This window comes from Mesorhizobium sp. M7A.F.Ca.US.006.01.1.1, assembly GCF_003997935.1.
Classification (GTDB): Bacteria; Pseudomonadota; Alphaproteobacteria; order Rhizobiales; family Rhizobiaceae; genus Mesorhizobium.
The window spans coordinates 20,153-39,329 of the sequence record NZ_RZQL01000032.1; the positions used below are offsets into that span (position 1 = coordinate 20,153).

18 protein-coding genes and 1 pseudogene are annotated in these 19,177 nt (G+C 64.1%); 9 read left to right on the plus strand and 10 right to left on the minus strand.

What is annotated here, in order from left to right:
- Positions 1-313 precede the first annotated feature (313 nt).
- Positions 314-2,380, plus strand: coding sequence for a 3-hydroxyacyl-CoA dehydrogenase NAD-binding domain-containing protein (locus EN943_RS08555; RefSeq protein ID WP_127412278.1), 2,067 nt, complete (start codon positions 314-316; stop codon positions 2,378-2,380).
- Between the two features lie 5 nt (positions 2,381-2,385).
- On the opposite strand, the gene EN943_RS08560 is transcribed toward EN943_RS08555, so the two are convergent.
- Positions 2,386-3,192: a LuxR C-terminal-related transcriptional regulator gene (locus tag EN943_RS08560; protein ID WP_127412279.1), complete on the minus strand. Its 807-nt coding sequence runs from the start codon at positions 3,190-3,192 to the stop codon at positions 2,386-2,388.
- 115 nt (positions 3,193-3,307) lie between these two features.
- Between EN943_RS08560 and EN943_RS08565 the strand changes: the two genes are divergently transcribed.
- From EN943_RS08565 to EN943_RS08590, 6 genes are all read left to right on the plus strand, one after another.
- Entirely contained in the window at positions 3,308-4,417 is a 1,110-nt protein-coding gene (locus tag EN943_RS08565) for an ABC transporter ATP-binding protein (RefSeq protein ID WP_127412280.1), read from the plus strand.
- A gap of 6 nt (positions 4,418-4,423) precedes the next feature.
- On the plus strand, positions 4,424-5,587 hold the full coding sequence (locus EN943_RS08570) for a spermidine/putrescine ABC transporter substrate-binding protein (protein WP_127412281.1): 1,164 nt from the start codon (positions 4,424-4,426) through the stop codon (positions 5,585-5,587).
- A gap of 72 nt (positions 5,588-5,659) precedes the next feature.
- Positions 5,660-6,523, plus strand: a complete 864-nt coding sequence (locus EN943_RS08575; protein WP_127412282.1) for an ABC transporter permease — start codon at positions 5,660-5,662, stop codon at positions 6,521-6,523.
- On the plus strand, positions 6,523-7,335 hold the full coding sequence (locus EN943_RS08580; protein WP_127412283.1) for an ABC transporter permease: 813 nt from the start codon (positions 6,523-6,525) through the stop codon (positions 7,333-7,335). Before EN943_RS08575 ends, EN943_RS08580 begins: the two co-directional genes overlap by 1 nt.
- Positions 7,336-7,345: 10 nt before the next feature.
- Positions 7,346-8,107: a glucose 1-dehydrogenase gene (locus EN943_RS08585; RefSeq protein ID WP_127412284.1), complete on the plus strand. Its 762-nt coding sequence runs from the start codon at positions 7,346-7,348 to the stop codon at positions 8,105-8,107.
- A 304-nt stretch (positions 8,108-8,411) separates the two neighbouring features.
- Positions 8,412-9,128 (plus strand): hypothetical protein, encoded by a 717-nt coding sequence (locus EN943_RS08590; protein WP_127412285.1) that lies wholly within the window; start codon positions 8,412-8,414, stop codon positions 9,126-9,128.
- Positions 9,129-9,250: 122 nt separating this feature from the next.
- Here EN943_RS08590 and EN943_RS08595 read toward each other — a convergent pair whose 3' ends face one another.
- The 9 genes from EN943_RS08595 to EN943_RS08645 all read right to left on the minus strand — a co-directional run bounded on the left by EN943_RS08595 (position 9,251) and on the right by EN943_RS08645 (position 17,416).
- On the minus strand, positions 9,251-10,759 hold the full coding sequence (locus tag EN943_RS08595; protein WP_127412286.1) for an aldehyde dehydrogenase family protein: 1,509 nt from the start codon (positions 10,757-10,759) through the stop codon (positions 9,251-9,253).
- Positions 10,760-10,779: 20 nt separating this feature from the next.
- Complete coding sequence (locus EN943_RS08600) at positions 10,780-11,124, minus strand: cupin domain-containing protein (RefSeq protein ID WP_127412287.1); 345 nt, start codon at positions 11,122-11,124, stop codon at positions 10,780-10,782.
- Between the two features lie 23 nt (positions 11,125-11,147).
- Positions 11,148-11,489: a cupin domain-containing protein gene (locus EN943_RS08605; RefSeq protein WP_127412288.1), complete on the minus strand. Its 342-nt coding sequence runs from the start codon at positions 11,487-11,489 to the stop codon at positions 11,148-11,150.
- Between the two features lie 17 nt (positions 11,490-11,506).
- Positions 11,507-11,857, minus strand: coding sequence for a cupin domain-containing protein (locus EN943_RS08610; protein ID WP_127412289.1), 351 nt, complete (start codon positions 11,855-11,857; stop codon positions 11,507-11,509).
- A gap of 220 nt (positions 11,858-12,077) precedes the next feature.
- On the minus strand, positions 12,078-13,352 hold the full coding sequence (locus EN943_RS08620; RefSeq protein WP_127412290.1) for a glycosyltransferase: 1,275 nt from the start codon (positions 13,350-13,352) through the stop codon (positions 12,078-12,080).
- 13 nt (positions 13,353-13,365) lie between these two features.
- Positions 13,366-14,439 (minus strand): ABC transporter ATP-binding protein, encoded by a 1,074-nt coding sequence (locus EN943_RS08625; RefSeq protein ID WP_127412291.1) that lies wholly within the window; start codon positions 14,437-14,439, stop codon positions 13,366-13,368.
- Positions 14,436-15,227, minus strand: coding sequence for an ABC transporter permease (locus EN943_RS08630; RefSeq protein ID WP_127412292.1), 792 nt, complete (start codon positions 15,225-15,227; stop codon positions 14,436-14,438). The genes EN943_RS08625 and EN943_RS08630 overlap by 4 nt, the downstream gene beginning before the upstream one ends.
- 183 nt (positions 15,228-15,410) lie before the next feature.
- The gene (locus tag EN943_RS08640) at positions 15,411-16,253 is read right to left on the minus strand and encodes an ABC transporter permease (protein WP_127261732.1); all 843 of its coding nucleotides are present in this window, start codon (positions 16,251-16,253) and stop codon (positions 15,411-15,413) included.
- Positions 16,254-16,351: 98 nt separating this feature from the next.
- The gene (locus EN943_RS08645; protein WP_127412294.1) at positions 16,352-17,416 is read right to left on the minus strand and encodes a spermidine/putrescine ABC transporter substrate-binding protein; all 1,065 of its coding nucleotides are present in this window, start codon (positions 17,414-17,416) and stop codon (positions 16,352-16,354) included.
- Between the two features lie 239 nt (positions 17,417-17,655).
- Between EN943_RS08645 and EN943_RS08650 the strand changes: the two genes are divergently transcribed.
- Positions 17,656-18,594, plus strand: a complete 939-nt coding sequence (locus EN943_RS08650) for a GntR family transcriptional regulator (protein WP_127412295.1) — start codon at positions 17,656-17,658, stop codon at positions 18,592-18,594.
- Between the two features lie 10 nt (positions 18,595-18,604).
- Positions 18,605-19,177 (plus strand): annotated as a pseudogene (locus EN943_RS08655) (glycosyl transferase family 1); the annotation flags it as partial.

Below are 19,177 nucleotides of genomic sequence, written 5' to 3' on the forward strand. Positions count from 1 at the left end.
GGCCTGCCGGCCATCTCCCCCGCAAGGGCGGAGATCGGCAGCTTCGCCGTTTCGCCCGCCTTCCAACGTTGAAAATTGACGAAGGCCGTCGTGACGTCCAATCTCCCCCCTTGCGGGGGAGATGCCCGGCAGGGCAGAGGGGGGTCTGAAGGATCGCTACTTCGGAGATCATGACGGCGGAAGCCGTTGGCGCGCCGTGCACTTCAAAACCGGTAATCATTGTGCCAGGCCGACATCCGGTTCCCATCGGCGTCATGGCGCTGTAAATCCCGTTCGCGCGGCCAAAGCCGCTCACCATTGCTGGGAGGTTTGCGTGTCCAATTTCCTCAGGATCAGCCGCGACGGCGACGTCGCCATCGTCACCATCGACAATCCGCCGGTCAACGCGCTGAGCTTTCATGTCCGCGAACCGCTGATGCAGGCGCTGGTTGAGCTGCGGGATGATGCTTCGGTTACCGCCATCGTCATTGCATGCGCCGGCCGGACCTTTGTCGCCGGCGCCGACATCACCGAGTTCGGCAAGCCGATGCAGCAGCCCGAACTGCGCGCCATCGTGGCGACGCTGGAAACCATCGCCAAGCCGACGGTCGCCGCCATCCACGGCACCGCGCTCGGCGGCGGGCTGGAGCTGGCGCTCGGCTGCCATTTCCGCGTTGCCGACGCCGGCGCCAAACTCGGCCTACCGGAAGTCAAGCTCGGCCTGCTGCCGGGTGGTGGCGGCACGGTACGGCTGCCGCGCCTTGTCGGCGCGCTGAAGGCGCTCAGGATGATCGTCTCCGGTACGCCGATCGGTGCGACCGAGGCGCATGAAGCTGGTCTCGTCGATGCCGTCTTCGATGGCGATCTGACCACGCATGCCGTGAACTTCGCTGGGGAAATCGCCCGCAAGGGCGGCCCCTTCACGCCGGTGCGTGATCGTAATGAGGGGCTCAAGGAGACCGACCTCGCGGCTTTCGACGCCGAGGCAACGGACCTCGCCAAAAAGGCGCGCGGGCTCGAGGCACCGATCGCCTGCGCGCAGTCGGTGCGCAATGCCGTCACGCTGTCCTTCGATGCGGCGCTGGCGGCGGAGCGTGCGCTGTTCGTCAAGCTGGTCGCCAGCGACCAGTCGCGGGCGCAGCGCCATCTGTTCTTCGCCGAACGTGAGGCGGCAAAGCTTCCAGGCAAGGACATCGTCAAGCGCCGGATCGCCCGCGTCGGCGTCATCGGTGCCGGCACGATGGGCGGCGGCATCGCCATGGCCTTCGCCAATGGCGGCTATCCCGTTACCCTCCTGGAAACAAGCCAGGAAGCATTGCAGCGCGGACTGGCGACCATAGACAAGAACTACTCGGTGTCCGTCACGCGCGGTTCGTTGAGCGAAGATGCCAAGCGCCAGCGGCTCGCCCAGTTCAAGGGCTCCACCGACTATGCCGACCTCGCCGATTGCGACCTGATCGTCGAGGCGGTGTTCGAAGACATGGCGGTCAAGAAGGGGGTTTTCGGCAAGCTCGAAGCGGTGGCCAAGCCGGGTGCGATCCTGGCCACCAACACGTCCTATCTCGACATCAACGAAATCGCCGCCTCGACCTCGCGGCCGCAGGATGTCGTCGGGCTGCATTTCTTCTCGCCGGCCAATGTCATGAAGCTGCTGGAGATCGTGCGGGCCGACAAGACCGCGCCCGATGCGCTGGTGACATCAGTCGACCTGGCGCGGCGGATTGGCAAGGTGGCCGTCGTCGTCGGCGTCTGCCATGGTTTCGTCGGCAACCGCATGCTGGCGGCGCGTGGTTCGGAATCCGAAGCGCTTCTTTTGGAAGGCGCTACCCCGCGCCAGATCGATCAGGTGTTCACCGATTTCGGCTGGCCGATGGGACCGTTCCAGATGGGCGATCTGGCCGGGCTCGACATCGGCTGGCGCAACCGCAAGGCGCGTGGCCTGTCGGCCGTGATCGCCGACACGCTGTGCGAGCAAGGACGTTTCGGCCAGAAGACAGGCCGGGGTTTTTATCTCTACGAGGCTGGCGCGCGCACGCCAGTGCCGGATCCCGAGGTTGAAGCGCTGATCCGCGACAAGGCCGCCGAGAACGGCATCGCACCGCGTGCGATCAGTGCGGAGGAAATCATAGAGCGCACGCTTTACCCCCTGATCAACGAGGGCGCCAAGATCCTTGAGGAAGGCATAGCGGCCCGCGCGTCCGACATCGATGTCGTCTGGGTCAATGGCTACGGCTTTCCCATCGGCAAGGGCGGACCGCTTTTCTGGGCTGGCCTTGAAGGCCCGGCCAGGATCATCGAGCGGCTCGAATACTGGCATCAGCGGACGGGCAAGGATGTGTTCAAGCCGGCGCCGTTGCTGAAGCGGATGGCCGAAACCGGGTCGTGGGAAGCCGGCGGTTAGCGGGCCTACCGGATCCGCGCGTCGATGATCTCGACGAAGCGTGCGAACAGGCCGGCCTGCGACTTGATCTTGAGCTTGCGATAGATGTTGCGGCGATGGACCTTCACGGTTCCCGGCACGATGCGCATCGCCCTGGCGATCGACTCCGTCGAATGCCCCTGCAGCACCAGGTCGACGACATGCTTTTCGCGTGGCGTCAGCGACAGGCTCTGCCAGATATGGGCGCGGTCGAAGTCGTTGACCACAGCGGACGTCTCGTCCTGCTTCATTTCTGCCGGTCCGTCGGCAGGGAGGGCGGGCCAGCGCAATCGGGCGAGGTTGACCACCGCCGGCGCCATGTCGCGCAACAATCTGGCATCGGCGGTGCCGAACGGGCCTGAAGCGCGCAACCGCATCAGCGACAGCACCAGCGCATCCTTGCCCGGCAGCGGCACGAAGAAGCCGACCTCCTCGGCCAGCCTGGTCTGGCTGTAGTAGGAGCGGAAATACTCGCTGGCATAGAAGCGGTCCGGCGCCAGTTCCCGCATGCGCCAGAACCCTTCCTTGCGCTCGACCGCCGCGTGGTGGAACGGGTCGAGCAGATATGGCCCTTCCTGATAGAGCGCAACGAAGACGTGGCTTTCGGCCGGCGAGAAGGTTTCGAACAGCAGCGGCGGGCGCGAGGCGCCGCGATAGCCGAAGATCACGCAGTGGTCGAAGCTAACGTGCTGCCGCAGCCAATCGACCAGCGCGTGGCCAAAGAGGTCGCCGCTGGTCTCCCGCGTCGCCGCGACGAGCGTGGCGAGCCGGCTGTATTCGTCGCTGCGGGACAATTCATACCCCCTTAAACGAGAAAATAGACCAGATATACCACCTCAGAGGTATATACTAGCCGCCATTGGCTCTGGTAGCGTCCCGATATTGCCCTGTCGCTGGAGTCCGCAGCCTTTGACCGCAGTGCCCGACATCGAGTTTCGCGGCGTCACCAAGCGCTATGGCGCGGTGACCGCGGTCAGCGGCATCGATCTCGCTGTCCCGCTCTCCGCCTTTGTCGCCCTGCTCGGGCCGTCCGGCTGCGGCAAGACCACCTGCCTGCGCATGATCGGCGGCTTCGAACAGCCGAGCGCAGGCCAGGTGTTCATTCGCGGCCAGGACATGGCCGGCACGCCGCCCTACCGGCGACCGGTCAACATGGTGTTCCAGCAATATGCGCTGTTTCCGCATCTCGATGTCGAGGACAACGTCGCCTACGGGCTGCGCCAGGCGCGGCCAAGGCTGTCATCGCGCGAGATCACCTCAAGGGCGGGCGAGGCGCTCGAAATGGTGCGGCTCGCCGGCTATGGCCGCCGCAAGATCCACGAACTGTCGGGCGGCCAGCAGCAGCGTGTGGCGCTGGCGCGCGCCCTGGTCAACAAGCCGGCGGTGCTCTTGCTCGACGAGCCGCTGGCGGCGCTCGACAAGAAGCTGCGCACCGACATGCAGATCGAGCTGCAGAACCTGCAGCGCGAGATCGGCATCACCTTCGTTCTCGTAACCCACGACCAGGAGGAAGCGCTGTCGATGAGCGATTTCGTCTGCGTCATGAATGGCGGCCGCATCGTCCAGCTCGGGCAGCCGAGCGAGATCTATGACGAGCCAGCCGACCTGTTCGTCGCCGACTTCGTCGGCAAGACCAATCTTTTGAGCGGTACCGTCGCCGGGCATACCGGCGATCTGGTGGAGGTGGCGCTTGCAGATGGCACCGTCATTGCGGCGCGCAACCGGACCGCCTTGCAGCGGGGCGAGGCCGTTTCGGTCAGCCTTCGCCCTGAATCGCTCAGTCTCGGCGCTCGGACGGACAGCCCATTCAAGGGCATCGTCCGCAACCGGATTTTCCTGGGCGCGACGGCGGAATACGCGATCGAGGTCCAGGGCATCGGAACGCTGCTGGCCAAGGCCGACCACCTGATCGGCCACGGCAATCTCTTCAAGCCGGGTGAACCCGTCGCCATCGGCTTTGCCTCCGGAACGCCGCTGGCGTTTGCGGAGACCAAGAACAACGGGCCAACCAGAGGGTAGATAAACATGTCGAAATCATATCGTGACGGACTGCCGATAAGCCCCGAGAATTTCGTTGACCAGCTGATGCGTTTGAAGCGCGGCTCGATCGGCCGCCGCGACTTCCTCGGCCTCACTGGCCTTGGCATTGCCACGGCGGTGATGGCGCGCGAGATCGGCATCATGCCGACACCGGCCTTTGCCGCGGAAAGCCTTGGCGATCGCATGTCGATCGCCACCTGGCCGAACTATCATGACCCGGCGACCTTCGAGAACTTCAAGAAGGATACCGGCGTCGCCGTCGAGGTCAACGTGTTCGGCTCCAATGAGGAGATGCTGGCCAAGCTGCAGGCCGGCGCCTCGGGCTGGAGCCTGTTCGTGCCGACCAATTACACGATCTCGACCTACAAGAAGCTCGGCATCATCGAGCCGCTGGAGCTGGCGAAGCTGCCGAATTTCGACGGCTCGCAAGAGGATCCGCGCTTCACCTCGGAGGGCACGATCGATGGGACGATCTACGCCGTGCCGAAGAACTGGGGCACCACCGGCTTTGCCGTCAACACCAAGAAGCTGACCAAGCTGATGACGAGCTGGAAGGAGTTCTGGGACACCGCCATGGCGGAAGGCGACAGCCGTACCATGGTGCATGACTACCAGCTGACCACGATCGGCAATGCGCTGAAATATTACGGCTACTCGTTCAATTCGCTCAAGCAGGACGAACTGGCCAAGGCGGAGGAACTGCTGCTGAAGGTCAAGCCGCATCTGTTCGCGGTCTCCTCCGACTACCAGCCGGGAATGCGCGCCGGCGACGCGTGGATGACCATGTGCTGGACGAACGACGGCGCGCAGCTGCATCGCGACATTCCCGAGATCGCCTATGTGCTGGGCAAGGAAGGCGGCGAGATCTGGACTGATTTCTACGCCATCCCGAAGGACGCGCCGAACAAGCCGGCGGGCTACGCCCTGCTCAATTACCTGATGAACCCGCAGGTGGCGGTGAAGGAGCATTTGGCCAATGGTGCGCCCTCGACCGATGCGCGGGTCAACAAGCTGCTGCCCAAGGAGGTGCTCGACAATCCGATCCTCTATCCTGCGGCGGACCTGCTGACGCCGCTGGAATTCGGCGCGGCGGCAACGCTGACCGACCCCGGCCGCGCCGAATTGATGGCGCGCTTCAAGTCGGCTTGAGCAGCGCAGCCCTCAAATTCAGATAACTTGACCGGCGGGCTTTTTGCCCGCCGGCACCGGGGCAATCTTTCCATGCATGGCAGCCGTCTTCGCAAGAATTTTCTGACCGCCATGCTGCTCGGTCCGGCGACCGCGTGGCTGGTGGTGTTCCTGGTGCTGCCGTTCATAGCCATCGCCGTGTTCAGCGTCGGCGAACGGGCGCCGGAAGGCGGCTACCAGGCAGCTTTCACTTTCGCGCAGTATGCCAACCTTCCGGCGCGGGCGACCGCCTTCTGGAACACGATGGTGCTGGCGCCGGTGGGAGCGCTCGCCTGCCTGCTCGTCGCTTATCCCGTCGCTTATTACCTTGCTCTGCGCGCTCCGCAACGTTGGCGGCTGATCCTGCTTGCGCTCGTCGTCATCCCGTTCTGGACCAGCCTCCTGATGCGGACCTATGCCTGGATGTACATTCTGGGCGGGCGCGGCATTCCTGCGCTGCTCGCCTTTGTCAGCATCGAGGATGTCAGGCTGATCAACACGCCGGGCGCGGTGCTGCTCGGCATCGTCTATGGCTACCTGCCGCTGATGATCCTGCCGATCTATGTCAGCCTCGAACGGCTTGATCGCAGGCTGTTGGAAGCCTCAGCCGATCTCGGCGCGACACCGCTTTCCACCTTCCTGGGCGTGACCCTGAAACTGTCGCTGCCGGGCGTGATGACCGGCTTCTCGCTGGTGATGATCCTGCTGCTCGGCGAATATCTGATCCCGACGCTGCTCGGCGGGGGCAAGGTGTTCTTCATCGGCAATGCGCTGGTCGACCTGTTCCTGCAATCGCGCAACTGGCCGTTCGGATCGGCCATCGCCATCACACTGGTGCTGGTATCGGTGGTGGTGCTGATTGCCGCAAACCGCATTTCGACCCGGGTTTCCGGCGCCCGCCGGGTGGATCTGATCTGATGCGCGCTTTCGTCATTGCCGTCTTCGCCTTTCTCTATCTGCCGATCGCACTGGTGGTGCTGTTCTCCTTCAACGCCGGTCACCATGCCAGCGAGTTCACCGGTTTTTCGGTGCAATGGTACGGCAAGGCACTGGCGAACCCGTTCCTGGTCGAAGCGCTGAAGAACAGCCTGTTCATCGCCACCACCAGCGCCTTGCTGGCGGCGCTGTGCGGCACCGCGGCGGCACTCGGCCTGGCGCGCGTCGGCGTGCGGACCCGCGCGGTCTTCGACGCACTTCTGGGCGCCGCGATCGTCGTTCCGGGCGTCGTGATCGGCATTTCGACTCTGGTCGCGCTCGTCCAATTGTTCATCGTCCTCAATCCGTTTCTCGCCTCGATCTGGCCCGACGACCAGCCGCCGCGGCTGGCGCTCGGCTACGGTTCGATCATCGCGGCGCACGGGCTGTTCTCGATGGCGCTGGTGACGATGATCGTCGGCACGCGGCTCGGCAGCCTCGACCGCAATCTGGTCGAGGCGTCGAGCGATCTCTACGCGACACCGTTGACGACGTTCCGCTCGATCGTGCTGCCGCAGATCATGCCGGCGGTCGTTGCCGGCTTCCTGCTGGCCTTCACCTTTTCCTTCGACGATTTCATCATCGCCTTCTTCGTCGCCGGCGCGCAGACGACGCTGCCGATCTATGTCTTCGCGTCGATCCGGCGCGGCGTGACGCCGGAGATCAACGCCATCGCGACGATCGTGCTCGTCGCTTCCGTGCTGCTCGTGGTGCTTGCCCAATGGCAGTTGCGCCAGCGCAAGCCGTCGAACTGAAAGCCGTACCATGATCCTCAAAGACCGCATCGCCGTGGTGACAGGCGCCGGCTCCGGCATCGGGCGCGCCGGCGCCATGATCATGGCCAGGGAAGGCGCGGTGGTCGTCATCGCCGACAGGGATCAGGCCGCCGGCGAAACAACGGCTTCGGACATCCGCGCGGTGGGTGGCCAAGCCGAGGCGATCACCACCGATGTCGCTGATGATGCGGCGGTCGAACAGCTCATTGCCGGCACGCTCGACAGATACGGTCGCATCGACATCCTGCACAATCACGCCGGCATCCAGGTCGGCGGTACGCTGACCGAAGTGGAGGTCGGCGGCATGGATGCCTCGTGGCGGGTCAATGTGCGGGCGCAGTTCCTGGCGGCGAGGCAGGTCATGCCCTCGATGATCGCGCAAGGCGGCGGAGTCATCCTCAACACCGCCTCCAATTCGGGCGTGTTCTACGACCGCGAGATGATTGCCTACGCAACCTCCAAACATGCGGTGGTGGCAATGACACGGCAGATGTCGCTCGACTATGCCCGGCACAATGTGCGCGTCAACGCGCTCTGCCCGGGATGGGTCGACACGCCGTTCAACGAACCGTTCATCGCCCAGATGGGCGGACGCGGGGCGATCGAAACCTATGTCCGGACCAAGATCCCGATGGGCCGCTGGGCGAGCGCCGATGAGATCGCCGAAGCGATCCTGTTCCTTGTCTCCGACCGTTCATCCTTCATGACCGGCCAGGCGCTGGTAATCGACGGCGGTGAAAGTATCGGCTGAGCGGCGGCGTTTTCGATGTCGGGCTCTCCTGTCTCAAAACCTTTGGATACCCTACGACCGTCACCATCACCGTGCCTGCAGCCGGAGGTCAGGACCATGGTCTGGCCGGGCATGGGACTTCAGTGCCATGGCTGCTCAAAGTCGCAGATTTATCTTTATTATCAGCCGGTTGTGGGATCTGTTGATTGCCAGATCGCGTATTGAGACCGCATTTGTCCAAAGTTTACTCTGTACAATTAGCGATTCCTCATACGACGGTCGCGTAGCGGTTGGGCGAAGGTGGCGTTCCTCGAGGAGGTTTACCATGACAAACCGAAAAACTCTGCTGGCGGCGCTTGCCGCATTGGCGCTCCTGGCATCTCCGGCGCTCGCCGGCAATGGGCACGGCGGTGGCGGTGGCAATGCCGGAGGCAACGGGCATGGCAACGGCGGTAGCAATGGCAACGGCGGCGGCAATGGCAATGGCAAGAGCGGCGCTTCGCACGGCAAGTCGTCGTCGGCCCCCGGGCAGGTGGCCAAAGCGGACGACACCACGGTCGACAAGGCCACCAAGGTTTCGTCCGTGCCCAAAGGCAAGAACATCCACGCCAAGCTTGGCCGGGTGAGCTCGCTGAAGCGCAACATCAACGCCTATATGAACTCGAAGAGCAAGAAATTCGCCGCCCTTCAGGCATTCGTGACGCAGTCCGCCAAAGCCAAGGTCGCTCAGGCCGCCGCCGACGCAGCACAGGCTAAGCTGGATGCGCTGACGTCCCTGACACCCGATCAGATTGCCGCGATGTCGCCCGAAGATCAGGCGGCCCTGCCTGGGAAGATAGCTGCTCTGCAGGCCGAGGTCGCTGCCGACAACGCTGCTGCTGCTGCGGCCGCGGTCGGCACCGATGATGCATCGCTCGACGCGGCACTGGCGGATATGGCCAACAAGCCCGTCGACGCCGCGGTCACGTCCTGGGCTCAGGGCGTTCTTGCCGAAAAGATCGACCAGACAGCTGCCGCGATGCAGACGGAAACGACGCCGTAACGAATCGCCGCCGAAACGGCAGTGGTCAGTCAAAGAAGATGCCGCCGGGTTTCACTCGGCGGCATTGCCTTTTCCCGCTCATGGTCGGTCTGGCTATCCAGAGATAGCGGGGTTCGAAACACTCAGACGTGCTTTCGGCCGCCGGTCTCGCGGAACCAGCTGTCGGGATAGGGGTACCACCAGTCCTGGATCGCAGGCTTGTGGTCGATGATCACCATCTTCGAGCGGCGGAAGGCATCGAGCCCCTGGCGTCCGAGTTCGCGGCCGAGGCCCGAGGCCTTCCAACCGCCGAAGGGCAGGGCGTCATTGTCAATCAGCGGGTTGTTGACCCAGACCATGCCGGCTTCGAGCCGTTCCGCCGCCTCATGCGCCTCGGCCAGATCGGTGGTGAAGACAGAGGCGCCGAGCCCGAACGGGCTATCATTGGCAAGCCGGATCGCCTCGTCGAAATCCTTGACCCGGCAGATGGCGGCGACGGGCCCAAAGCACTCTTCGCGCACGATCGCCATATCAGGGGTGACGCCGGTCAGGATGGTCGGCTCGTAGAACCAGCCGGTGTTGTGTGCCGGCGGGATGCGCGCGCCGGTGACTGCGACGGCGCCATGGGCAATGGCGTCGTCGACGAGACGCATGACCTTGGCGCGCGCGCTTTCGCTGACCAGCGGGCCGATCTCGGTCTTGTCCATGCCATTGCCGATGCGCAACGCCCGTGTCCTTTCGGCGAAAAGCGCGACGAAGCGGTCATGCACGGCATCGACGACGAAGAAGCGCTCGGCCGAAGTGCAGACTTGGCCGGTGAGGTGGAAGGCGGCGGTGACGCTGCCGGCTGCCGCGATCTCAAGCGGGGCATGCTCGCTTATGATCAGCGGGTCACTGCCGCCGGCTTCGATGACGCAAGGCTTCATGTGTTCGGCGCAGGCCACCGCCACCGCCTTGCCGGCGGCGACCGAGCCGGTGAAGGCGACCGCATGGGTGCGATCTGACGCGATCAGCGCCTGCGCCGTCGCCGCGTCGCCGGGCAGGCAGGAGACCAGGCCTTCCGGCAGCGAGCGGAACACGGTCATGTAGTCCAGCGTCGACAGCGTCGTCGCCTCGGCCGGCTTGATGATGCAGGCATTGCCCGCGGCGAGCGATGCGGCGACCGTCCAGCACATCAACAGGATCGGGAAGTTGTAGGGCATGATGTGGACGGAGACGCCATAGGGCTCATAGCGCGCATACTGGAACGAACCGGCCTGCGTCGTGCCGGCGATCTTGCCGGCATCGTCGCGCGCCATCTCGGCATAGTAGCGGAAGATCGGCGCGCAATTGGCGATCTCGCCGATCGCTTCGGGGTAGGGTTTGCCCATCTCGCGCACCATCAGTTCGGCGCAACGCGTGAAGTCCGCCGCCTCGATGGCGTTGGCGACGGCATGCAGATGCCTGGCCCGGCTCTTGGCGTCGAGCTTTTTCCAGGCGGCCTGCGCCCTGGTTGCCGCCGTGAGCACAGTGTCGATCTCGCCGTCGCTGGCGGCGGCAATGGCGCCGACGGTTTCCAGCGTCGCGGGATCGATCACCGGTTTCATCGTGCCCGTCATCGGCCGATAGTCCGGATTGACGAAGAAGGCCGGTCGGTCAGCGGAGAAATCCATGGGCATCCTCTCAGATCCGCTCAGCGGATCATGTAGACCTTCTTGATGGTCTCATGGACGGTGCAGACACCTTTCCAGTCCTGCGGAAAGAAGGCTGCCGTATCCGGCTCGATCTCGATGAGCTCGCCGGATTCATGCACATAGGTGCAGCGCCCTTCGAGGAAATGGCAGAACTCGTCGCGGGTGACATGGCAGTGCCATTTGCCCGGAGTGCAGACCCACAGCCCGCATTCGGAGCGGCCTTCCGGCCCCTTGTACAGCAGCTTGCCCGAGGTATGGGATTGGCCCTCGATCATGGTCGGGATGACGCCCCAGTCGACGAGGTCGGTAATGGCGAGCGGGGATTTCATGATGGGTGTGGTCATGTCGATTTCCTTGAAAGGGGTGCTCAGCGGCACATGAAGGCCTTGGTCAGCGTTTGCGTGATGATGGAGATGCCGGTCCAGCCGGCGGGGAAGAACACCAGCGTGCCGGCCTCGACCGGGATCTCTTCGCCGTCGTCATGGACATAGCTGCCACGGCCCGAGAGGAAATGGCAGAACTCGTCGGCGGCAAAGGTGACCTTGCGCGCGCCCGGCGTGCACGACCACAGGCCGCATTCGCTGGAGCCGTCCAGGTTCTGCGACAGGATCTTGCCCGAGGCGCGCGGCGAGCCGGCGAGCGTGTTGCTGCCCGCGCCCCAGTCCTCCAGTTCCACGCTCGAGGCCTTCGGCCAGTGCGGTGTCGGCATGTCGTCAAGCTCCGTGGTCACGCCAGCATGTAGACGTTGCGCATGGTCTCATGCACCGTGCATTCGCCCGTCCAGCCGGCGGGGAACATGACCACGGTGCCGGTGGAGACTTCTATCACCTCACCGACATCCGACCGGTAGGTCGCGCGGCCGGCGACGAAATGGCACAATTCGTCGCGCGGGATCGAGAGCCGCCAGCGGCCTGGCGTGCAGACCCAAATGCCGGATTCCGGCTGGTTGTTCGGGCCCTTGTGCACGAGTTTGCCGGTCGAGTGGGAGGCGCCTGACAATGCGTCGGGTTGGGCGCCCCAGTCGACGAGATCGGTTCGGGTGGTGGCCTGGTAGAGGTGTGGGGCGGAGGAGGTCATGCGGACGCTCCTTTGCACGTGTCGAAGCAGTGCTCTACGGCGCCCCCCCCCTCTGTCCTGCCGGACATCTCCCCCTGAAGGGGGGAGATTGGCAGTTCCTGCGGCGGCGTTTTCCTTACGACCTTTGCGGTTGGCGAAAGCGGTGATGACAGCCAATCTCCCCCCTTGAGGGGGAGATGGCCGGCAGGACAGAGGGGGGTGCTCAGGCGCGACATCTCGATCACAGCAACCCCTCCAACAACCCGGCGGCTTTCTCCGGCCCGTTCTGCCCCTGCATTTGCCCAGATGTCTTCGCCAGCTTGGCCTTCATCTTCGGATCGGTCAGGCAGGCTTCGATCTTGGCTATCAGCTCGGCATCGGTCCAGTCGTAGCGCGGCATGCCGAAACCGTGGCCGGTTTCCTCGACGCGGGTGGCGTTGTCGTGACCGTCCCAGACATAGGGCATGATGATCGCCGGCTTGCCGAAATAGAGGCACTCGGTGAACGAGTTATTGCCGCCATGGTGGATCACCGCATCGACCTGCGGAATGACCGAAGGCTGCGGGAACCAGCTCTCGACGATCACGTTGCCGGGTACGTCCGTGTACTGGTCCTTGTAGCCGCCGACATTGACCAGCGCGCGGTAGCGCGTCTTGCCTAGCGTCGCGATGATGCGCTTCAACAGGTCGACATCGCCGGCGCCGAGGCTGCCGAAGGAGACATAGAGCAGCGGCCCGTCATTGTTTTTGGTGAATGTCGGCACCGTGTAGGGTTTCTCCTGCCGCACGCAGCCTTCCAGATACTGGAACTTTGCCGGGTCGAGCGGATAGCGGCGCTTGAACTTTGCCGCTTCGGGATAGAGCAGCAGGTTCAAATAGGGCGAGGCCTCGAAGAACTGGCCGATCGGATAAGGCTCCTCATGGTTGGCGGTGAGGAAGCCGTTGAAGTCGTCATGGATCGGCCTGATCACCGCGTTGAAGTGGTCCCGATAGCGCTGGTGACCGGCATGGTCGTTCTCGCCGCAACCCGAGAGATGCGGCGGGATGTCTTCGTCCTCGATCTCGTTTTCCGAACACGAGATGATGCGCACCCACGGCTTGCCGCACTGCTTGATGGCCGGGAACAGGATGACGTTGTCGACGCAGATGACATCCGGCTTGATGCTGGCCAGAACGCGCGGCAAATCCTTCTGCGCCCATTTGGCGCTGTCGACGATCGCCGTCCAGCAATCCTTGACGTAATTGTCGACCTGATCGTAAGGCGATTTGCGGAAGTTGGGGATGTGGCCGTTGATGAAATCCTCCCAGAATTTCGCCATCTGTTCGGGCGGCATCGGCTCCGACAGGTTCACCGGATGCGCCTCGAAGCCGTAGCCCTTGTAGACATCGACGAAGCCGGGGTCGGACAGGAAAACGGCCTTGTGGCCGCGCGCCTCGACCGCCTGGGCAATGCCGACGGAATTGAGCGCCGGGCCGTAGGCCGCTTCTGGAAAAAACGCGATCGTCTTCTGCGCCATCAAGCTTCTCCTGTCATTCTGCGAAAATTCTGACATCGGCGGCATCCCAGCCGAGTTCGACCTGGTCGCCCGACGCGACCGGCCGGCGGTCGGCGGCATCTGCGGTGACGCGCACCAGGAACGGTTTTGGCGACAGGGGCGTGCGGACATGCAGCTGCAGGTCGAGCCCCTGATAGGCCAGCGCCTCGACCGTGCCAGTGGTGCGGTTGGCGGTCGGAGCCTCTGGGAACAGCCGGATGCGCTCCGGCCGCACCGAAGCGACAGCGGATGCGCCGGGCGAGAGCGTTGCTGGAACCTTGCCTAGTACTCGAACGCCATTCGCGGCCACAACCCCATCGGCGGCGGCCTTGCCCGGCACGAAATTCATCACGCCGATGAAGTCGGCGACGAAACGGTCGGCCGGATGCTCATAGATCGCGTGCGGCGTGTCGCATTGCAGCAGCTTGCCATCCCTGAGCACCGCCATGCGGTCGGCCATGACAAGCGACTCTTCCTGGTCGTGGGTGACGATGACGAAGGTGATGCCGACCTCATGCTGCAGGCGCTTCAATTCCAGTTGCATGGCGCCGCGCAGTTTCTTGTCGAGCGCGCCAAGCGGCTCGTCGAGCAGCAACAGGCGCGGCCGCTTGACCAGGGCACGAGCGAGCGCGACGCGCTGCTTCTGGCCGCCCGATAATTGCTCCGGCTTGCGGTCGGCGAAGGGCACGAGCTCGGTGGTTGCCAGGATGGCGTCGACGCGGGAGCGGATTTCGGCCGCGGGCAAACGCTCCATCTCCAGGCCGTAGGAGACATTGGCGCGGACGCTCATATGCGGAAACAGAGCGTAGGATTGGAACATCAAATTGACCGGCCGCTTGTTGGGCGGGGTTTTGGCGATGTCGCTTCCGTCGAGCAGGATGCGCCCGTCACTAGGCGTCTCGAAGCCGGCCAGCATGCGCAGCAGCGTGGTCTTGCCGCAGCCGGACGGGCCGAGCAAAGCGAAGAATTCGTTCTCGCGGATGTCGAGCGAGATGCCGTCCACGGCGCTCACCCGGCCGAAATTCTTCGACACCTTGTCGATGGCCAGAAGCGTGCGCGGTGCGCTCATTGGCCTATGATCCCACGGTTGAGACGCTGCGACAGGGTCAGCGCGGTGATCGAGACCGCCATGACGATGGTCGCCAGCGCATTGATCTCCGGCGTGATGCCGAAGCGGATCATGGCGTAGATCTGCATCGGCAGCGTCGTCGAGGCGCGCCCGGCGCCTGATGTGAAGAAGGCGATGATGAACTCGTCGACAGAGAGCGTGAAGGCAAGCAGCGCCCCGGCGATCACCGCCGGCGCGATGACCGGCAATGTCACCCGCCGGAAGGTGGTGAGCGCGGAGGCGCCGAGATCGGCCGAGGCTTCGACGATAGACCAGTCGAAACTCTTCAGTCTTGCGCGCACCACCGAGCAGACGAAGGCGAGGTTGAAGACGACATGGGCGAGGATGATGGTGTGCAGGCCCATCGTCAGGTTGAGCATGGAAAAGAACGACAGCAGCGCGATCGCCAGCACGATGTCGGGAATGATCATCGGCGCGAAGATCAGCGCTTCGAGGCCCTTGCCGTATTGCCGGCGCATCTCGATGCCGATCGCCAGCAGCGTGCCGAGCAGCGTGGCGATCGCGGTCGAGACCAGCGCCACGATCAGCGTGTTGAGGGCGGCGGAGAGGATGGCGCTGTTCGAGGCAAGCGAGACATACCATTTCAGCGAAAAGCCCAACCATGCCGTCGGCAACCCGCCTTCGTTGAAGGACAGGGCCACCAGCACGGCGATCGGGATGTAGAGGAAGGCGAAGACGAGAACGAGGATCGTCCGCATGCCGAGGATGCGGGCAAAGGATTGATTCATCTCGGCCCTCCGGTAGCTTGGAGCCGAGTGAACGAACTGCGTCCTTCTCCCCGTTCACGGGGAGAAGATGCCGGCAGGCAGATGAGGGGCAGCGCCCAACTTGGCAGGCGTTGGCGCCGCCCCTCATCCGCCCCTTCGGGGCACCTTCTCCCCGTGAACGGGGAGAAGAGAAGGAGAGGACACTCAGCCATCGGTGCCTCCGCCGGCTTGCGTGACGTGACCCGAGGCGCGATTGGCGGCGAGCGCCTGCGCCATCAGCACCAGCAGCATGATGGCGATCAGCGCCATGGCCAACGCCGCACCGAACGGCCAGTCATTGGCGGTCAGGAACTGGTCGTAGACGAGGTTGCCGATCATCTGGAAGCGGCCGCCGCCGAGCAGCGCCGGGGTGACGAAATTGCCGATCGACAGCACGAAGACGAAGACCGCGCCGGCGGCGATGCCGGGCACGGTCAGCGGCAGGATGACACGGCGGAATGTGGTGGCGGCGGAAGCGCCGAGGTCACGCGAGGCTTCGGCGAGTTCCGGGTTGAGGCGCGACAGCGGCGCGTAGCAGGCGAGGATGACGAAGGGGAGGTAGTTGTAGACGAGACCGGCGATGACCGCGCCTTCCGTATAGAGCATTGAGGGCGGCTCGCCGGTGTAGCCGAACCAGCGCAGCAGCTGGGTGATCAGGCCTTCCCGGTTGAGCAGCACGATCCAGGCATAGGTGCGGATCAGGTAGTTGGACCAGAACGGCAGCACGGCGAAGAACAGGAATACCGGCTGCCACCGGCGCGGGGCGGCTGCGATGGCGTAGGCGGCGGCATAGCCGATCACCACCGCGATCAGCGTCGCGGTACCGGCGATGCGCGCCGAATTGAGGAAGATGCCGGCATAGAGCGGGTCGAAGACCAGCCCGAAATTCTCCAGCGTGAAGGTGTATTCGATGCCGCCATAGATGCCGCGCCGGAAGAAGGCGAGCGCCAGCACCAGCGCGCACGGCACCACCATCAGGGCCGCGAGCCAGGCCAGGGCCGGGGCCATCAGCAGGGAGGAGCGAAGTCGGGTCTGGGACAATTTTCAGGTACCGCTCAAGGCGGCGGCAGAAGCGCTACCGGCCGTGATGTCTGGTTTGACGCCGCCTACTGCGCGGCCTTGATCTCGCTGACGATCTTCGAATAGTCGCGCTGGGCGTCGCCGACGTCACGCAACTGCTCGAACTTGACGAGGTCGGCCACCGGCATCGCCATGTTGGGGAATTTGGCCAGGAAATCGGCCGGCAGGCTTTCCATGGCCGGCTTGTTCGGCACCTTGTAGTCGATGTTTTGCGCCGCCCAGGCGTGGTTCTTGGCGTCGAGCATGAAGTTGATGAACTGGAAGGCGGCGTCCTTGTTGGCGGAGGCCTTCATCACCACCATCGTGTCGACCCAGAGGTCCGACCCTTCCTTGGGAATGACGTATTTGATCTCGGGCTTTTCGGCGATGCCGTAATTGCACCAGCCGTCCCAGGCCTGCACCATCAGCGCCTCGCCGGACACCAGCTTTGAATAGAAGGTGGTGTCGTCATAGGCGAGCAGGGTCTTCTTAGCCGAAATCAGAAGATCCTTGACCTCAGCCATCTTGGCCGGGTCGGTTTCATTGACCGAATAGCCCTTGTCGAGCTGACCGGCGGCCAGCAGCCAGCGGTCAGTCGCCAGCATGGTGGTCTTGCCCTTCAATTCGTCGGAGGGCGCGAGCAGGTCGCTCCAGCTGGTCGGTGCGACCTTTATCAGGTCCGAGCGATAGCAGAGGCCGGTGGTGCCCCAGGTGTACGGGACCGAAAATGCATTGCCGACATCGTGCGGCAGCTTGGTTGCTTCCGGATAGAGATTGGCGAGGTTCGGGATCTTGGTGTGGTCGATCGGCTCGGTCAGTCCGAGCTTGTTCAGCACCTCGGCGAAGGGCGATGAGACGAAGACCACGTCATAGCCCTTGCCGCCGGCGGCGATGAGCTTGCCCATGATTTCTTCATTGGTGGCGTGCACCACCACTTCGCCCGAAACGCCGGTCGCGGTCTTGAAGGTAGCCATGGCGTCGGGCGCCATGTAGCCGTCCCAGTTGGAAATGACGAGGTCGGCAGCCAGCGCCGGCGCGGACAGCGCCAAGGCCAGGCCAAGTGCGATCGAAGATGTTTTCAGCGCACGGCGCCGCAGGCTGGTAGCGGTCATGACAGACTCCCATTCCGGTTGATCGTCGAATTGCATTCGCCGGACCAACGCTCGCGACCACGCCGCCGCCTCGATCCCGTTCCCTCGGTCTTTTTCTCGCCGATTGCCATGACAGTACTATTGCAGAAAAAAGTACGTCAATCCATAATTTGCTAAGCGATCGAGGAATCTGGCCGATTGCGTCTCTGCCGGCGATCGGTCAAATCAATTCGGTCATGTCGTTTTCCACTGGACCAGTCATGCAAGCCGCAGCCCGACGCCCTCGCACCAACCATCTCGATCTGGCGCAACGCATCCTGGATGTGGCGCGGCAGCGCGGTTTCGAGCCCGGCGCACGCTTGCCGGAGCAGCAGATCGCCTCGCTGTGCAACGTCTCGCGCACGCCGGTGCGGGCGGCACTCGGCCTGCTCGCGGAACGGGGCGTCGTACGCTGGGAGGCGGATTCCGGCTATCACCTGGCGATCGACCTCACCGCGCAGGCTTCGATCGCCACGGAATTGCCCGCTGCCGAGGAGGACGAGCTGGCCGAGGCGATCCTGCGCGACCGCTCGGCGCGGCGGCTGGACCAGACGGTGACCGTCGCGGGGCTGATGCGGCGCTACAGTGCCGAGCGAAAGACGGTACTAAAAGCGTTGAACAAACTGACGGATGAGAATCTGCTGGACCGTGCGCCAGGCCAGTCCTGGCTGTTCCGGCGCACCCCCGACGATCCGGAGGCGCAAGGCGACAGCTATGAGTTCCGCTTGCTGCTGGAGCCGGCGGCCATCCTGACGCCGGGTTTCCGGCTGGACGGCGCGCGGGCGGCGGCTTTGCGCCAGGGCATGGAAGCGCTGGTGGCGTTGCCGGACGCCACATTCGACACGCGCGAGTTCCAGCGGCTGGACATCGATTTTCACGGCATGCTCGCCGAAGGCTGCGCCAACCGCTTCGTTGCCGACGCGCTGGCCGATCATCTCAAGCTGCGCCGGCTGCCGGGCATCTATGCCGGCGTCAACGTCTTCCGCTTGCGGCAATCGCTGCGCGAACACCTTGCTATACTCGACCATCTTGAAAGCCTGCAGTATGAGGTGGCTGCCGATCTGCTTCGCATCCACCTGCGGCTCTCCCGCAACCAGCGACCGCAAGCGGCCAGCCGCGGGGCACCCGCGCTGTTCGGCATGATCAGCCGGCCGGAATGACGAGGATTAATTGACGCGTAAAGCCAGCCCGACCATCGCGCTGTTTCCCGAAGCAAGCTTCGGCGCGGCGTTGAATTGCGTCGGCATCGCGCAGGCATTGCGTGCCAGGGGAGCCCGGCCGGTCTTCATCTGTCATGCCGGCTTTTCCGGCGTCTTTGCCGACTATGGTTTCCAGGAATACCAGCTGCCGACCGACGAGCCGCTGAGCGACAGCGAACGCCAGAGCTACTGGCAAGCTTTCGTGCGCCGGCACCTGCCGCATTTCCGGCTGAGCCCGATCGACCAGCTGGAAACCTATGTCGCGCCGACCTGGCAAGCGATCGTCGACACAGCCGTCAACGCGGAGGCGCCGCTGCGCCAATTGCTGGCGCGGCTGAAGCCGGATGCGGTGGTGCTCGACAATGTCATCATGTTCCCGGCGATCGCTGCCGCTGGCTGTCCATGGGTGCGCGTCGTCTCCTGCGCCGAGACCGAGCTGCCGGATGCAAATGTGCCGCCCTATCTGTCGGGGCTTGGCGCCGACGATCCGCAACGCGCGGCGTTCGAGGCCCGCTATCTCACGGCCTCGGCACCGGCGCATGAC